Genomic DNA, 3,907 nt, shown 5'->3' with positions numbered 1-3,907 from the left:
CCGCCGATCCGCAACATTGGAATAAAAGGGATCGAAAAAATGAGTGCCGAAATACTCAAGTGGCCTTCCCGAAGTCAAAATATGGCCCATGATTTATGTTTGACAGCATTACTCATGGAAAAAGGGGGCACAGGCGGCGCGTTTTTTCGCAATTTATACAGGGACTTTCTTAAAGAAAGCATGGAAATATGCGGCGATTCAAAAATAGAGCGAGCTCATTTAATGTTCATTGAAATTGCTTCAATATGGAACGAAGTTTCTACCTGTATAGACAAAGCGGGAAGGACAGGGCATATGGACGATCTAAAACATGCATCCGAACTATTGCTTCATATCGCTCGGAAAGAAAAAGAAGCGATGGAACTTTTATTGGGGCTTTGAAGCAGTTGCCTATCAGTGAACCTCCTGCGACTAGCAGACATATGGTGAAAGCCGACAGGGGAACCTGTAGTGGTAATTCTTTTCCAGGTATTTTCGTTAGGTATGAATCCCCGGATGAATTCCCACAATAGCACATTACCTAATTTTAATCGTGAAAACACACTATTTGATTGTATGAGAAAATATCCGTGTACTCTTATTTAGAAGCTGTGGTGAAACACTATAGGCAGAAAATTAATTTATCAAGTTCGCTACTTGTGAACTTTCCATGGTCCTGCCATATAGAGCCATAAGCGCTTTGTTAATTAAAAATTACTTGCTACTTTAACAGCTTTTTCAAGACCCTCTGCAATTATCTCTTCTGCTTTAGCTGGGAATTGATTGTGACCTTCAATCACTACTTTCTCTATATTTTTTACACCGAAGAAGCTCATCATACTTGTTACGTATTTAACAGCCATTTCTAATTCAGCTGCTGGTCCATTAGAATATACACCGCCACTTGCGTTTAATAATGCAATCTTCTTATTTCCAATAAGACCTACAGGACCTTCTGGCGTATATTTAAATGTTTTGCCCGCGCGGTTTAAGTAATCAATATAAGTGTGTAGTACAGCTGGGATTGTTAAATTCCATAATGGGAAACCAAATACAACTTTATCAGCTGCAAGGAATTGATCTAAATATTTATCAGCAACAGCTACTGACTTTGCTTCCTCTTCTGTTAAATCAAGTCCTCTACTAGCCTTAAAAGTGCCATTAATCATATCTACTCCTACATATGGCAATTCTTCCTTGTATAAATCAAGTTCTATCACTGTTTCATTAGGATGTGATTCTTTGTAGATTGCTATAAAAGCCTCATATAATTTCACACTAACCGATTGGTCTGCGGGGCGGTTGTTTGCTTTTACAAATAAAACTGTTGTCATTCTCTCTTCCTCCTGTTATTGACTCTATGCTGTTATATTTACAATATCTTTTTAAAACTATACTCCATTTCTCCACCTAGAGCTTCAGGTGTATCACCAGTTTCTCTGAAATCATGTATATAAATTTGTTCAAACGGACCAAAATTAACTTGCTTATAAAATTCAAAACAAGGGAATCCATCATGTGCACCTTGAATCTCGACAGTACCATCTTTTTTGACAAGTACAGTTAATAGATAGTCAACCGTAGGTGCATATACATTTAATGGGTTGCTAGCACTTGCACTCATTTGTAACTTGACGTCATCAGAACTCCATACAATATCAGTGCACAAAATATCTCTTGTACTTGCTTTTCCTGTTCTTGAATTAACGGAACCATCTGGAGAAGTGACTCTTTCCGTTGATATTCCAGTATTCACATATGTGAAAATTTCCCTTTTGTAAAAATCTACAACTACTTCTTGTTCAATTCTTGAACGCATTGCGTTTACAGCATAAGGTGTAAATTCACGAGAATCACCTTCGAATTGAATCACGGTTCCAGTTTGAATATCTTTCTTAGATTCAGTCCAAGACATTGGAATAAATACACTTGCTCTAATTTTAACAATATTAGTCATGTGACATACCTCTGTTATTCTAGTTTTATTTTGGATAATACATAAAATTTATATCTAAATTGTTGTTTTAAAACTGTATTCCATTTCACCAGCTAGCGATTGTGGAGTGTCACCAGTTTTTCTGAAATCATGTGTATATATTAATTCAAATGGACCAAAATCTGTTTGTTTATAAAATTCATAGCAGGGAAACCCATCATGGAAACCTTCAATATGTRCAACACCACTTTCGTTAGCACAAACAGTTAACAAAAAGTCAGCCGCAGGTGCTGCTGTATTTAAAGGATTACTGGCACTTGCACTCATTTCAAAAGAAACTTCATCAATCCCCCACACAACATTAGTACATACAATGTTTTCTATATTTGTTTTTCCTTTTTTATAATTAATAGAACCATCTGGATTTGTAACTTTTGCAGTTACGACACAAGCATTTGCATAAGTGAAAATTTCTCTTTTATAAAAATCAATAATCACTTCTTGCTCTAATCTTGATCGCATTGTGTTTACAGCGTATGGTGTAAATTCGCGCGCATCACCAGTATATTCGAATATCATTTCTGTTACAGGATCCTTAATAGGTCCCAACCAAGCATATGGTGCAAATACACTCCCTCTAATTTTAACGATGTTAGCCAAGAGAAACCTCCATAATATATTAATTTTTGTTTCGGTGAATCCTATTCCATTATAATCAGGAAATAGTCAATTTGATTGACTATATTCCATACTGTACAATAGGATTTGAATGTAGTCAACCTAATTGACTTTAATTAAGGAGGTTATATGTATGAATCAGCCAATATTTAGTGAATTAGATCTTACATCACTTTTGTCATTATCCTATAGTACATTGATTGATGAACTACATTACAGATTAAGTGAATTGGGGTATGGAGATATTAGACCTGCACATGGTTTTATGTTTAAATTTATTACCTCTGATGGAGCAACAGGTATAGAACTAGCCGAATATTTAGGAATTACAAAACAAGCTGTAAGTAAAATGGTGGATTATCTTGAGAAAAGTGGTTATGTAATGCGCCAAACTCATCCCACTGATAAGAGAGGGAAAATTATTGTTTTGACCGAACAGGGTTCGTTAGTAGTGAAAGCAAAAGAGGAGATACTAACTGAGATTGAGCAACGTTGGATTGAAAGCATAGGTGCTGAACGAATGCGAATGCTCAATGAAGATTTAACAAAATTAATTTATGAAACAAATGAAGGTAAATTATCATCGAGGTCAAGACCTGTCTGGTAAATATAAGGTTTTCACGGGGCGAATTGGGGACGAAAATATCGCTGGTAGCGATGAGGTCAGGGGTTCGATTCCCCTAGGCTCCACCAACCATAAAACGACTCAAGCCCTTGCGTAGCAAGGGTTTTTTTGTTTGCTGTATTTAGATTTCAATAACTTACAATCCCACATTGATAATCTTGGGGACGGAAATGGGGACGAAATCTTTGTTGTTTCTTCGCTCGTATCTCGGACTCGGACCGTTGTTGGGAAATGTATGGATAGAAAGTACATTATTCGCGTTTAAATGATGGGAGCAGACATCAAGGATAGTAACTGAAAGTTAGATTATTTTTCACGGTGAATGTCAATGATAATAGTTTTCACTGCTACACTTCTTGCTTGCTGTCAGAAGAAAATAAAGTTCTAGAAGTTCCGATAGATAAACTCAAGGAAAATCAGAATGTGGAAATATGGTATGAGTTTGCAAGTGATCATGTAGTAAGAGCTGGGCAGGTTAATGTATTACCATAAATAATTCTTGTTCGAATGTAGTTGAAAAAACGAGGACACCTATTTTTATTTAAGGTGTCCTCGTTTTTTATTTCTTCGTATTTAAATAAAGACTCAGAAGATTTGACCAGGCTATCTTTATGGGAATTACTTAATACAGCGCATTTAACTTTGTACCAAGTATTGATACAGACATTCTGGAAGTAATAAATGTTGTC

The 3,907-nt window shown here is 36.0% G+C and carries 5 protein-coding genes and 1 tRNA gene; 3 read left to right on the top strand and 3 right to left on the bottom strand.

Annotation, left to right across the window (positions count from 1 at the left end):
• Positions 1-381: DUF4872 domain-containing protein (locus AC1DWN_RS29700; RefSeq protein WP_477562469.1), on the top strand; the 381-nt coding region annotated here is incomplete at its 5' end.
• 305 nt (positions 382-686) lie between these two features.
• On the opposite strand, the gene AC1DWN_RS29695 is transcribed toward AC1DWN_RS29700, so the two are convergent.
• The 3 genes from AC1DWN_RS29695 to AC1DWN_RS29685 are packed head-to-tail and all read right to left on the bottom strand — an operon-like array spanning position 687 to position 2,575.
• Positions 687-1,313 (bottom strand): FMN-dependent NADH-azoreductase, encoded by a 627-nt coding sequence (locus AC1DWN_RS29695; RefSeq protein ID WP_477562468.1) that lies wholly within the window; start codon positions 1,311-1,313, stop codon positions 687-689.
• Between the two features lie 38 nt (positions 1,314-1,351).
• Entirely contained in the window at positions 1,352-1,936 is a 585-nt protein-coding gene (locus AC1DWN_RS29690; RefSeq protein ID WP_477562467.1) for a DUF3238 domain-containing protein, read from the bottom strand.
• A gap of 54 nt (positions 1,937-1,990) precedes the next feature.
• Positions 1,991-2,575 carry a DUF3238 domain-containing protein gene (locus AC1DWN_RS29685; protein ID WP_477562466.1) on the bottom strand — a complete coding sequence of 195 codons (585 nt, stop codon included), beginning with the start codon at positions 2,573-2,575 and terminating at the stop codon, positions 1,991-1,993.
• Positions 2,576-2,726: 151 nt separating this feature from the next.
• On the opposite strand from AC1DWN_RS29685, the gene AC1DWN_RS29680 reads away from it, so the two are divergent.
• Positions 2,727-3,200, top strand: a complete 474-nt coding sequence (locus AC1DWN_RS29680) for a MarR family winged helix-turn-helix transcriptional regulator (RefSeq protein ID WP_477562465.1) — start codon at positions 2,727-2,729, stop codon at positions 3,198-3,200.
• A 15-nt stretch (positions 3,201-3,215) separates the two neighbouring features.
• Positions 3,216-3,286 (top strand) — tRNA-Ser (locus tag AC1DWN_RS29675).
• Positions 3,287-3,907 lie beyond the last annotated feature (621 nt).

Source organism: Paenibacillus sp. P4_A7 (assembly GCF_056402455.1).
This window is presented reverse-complemented; position numbering and strand designations above follow the sequence as displayed.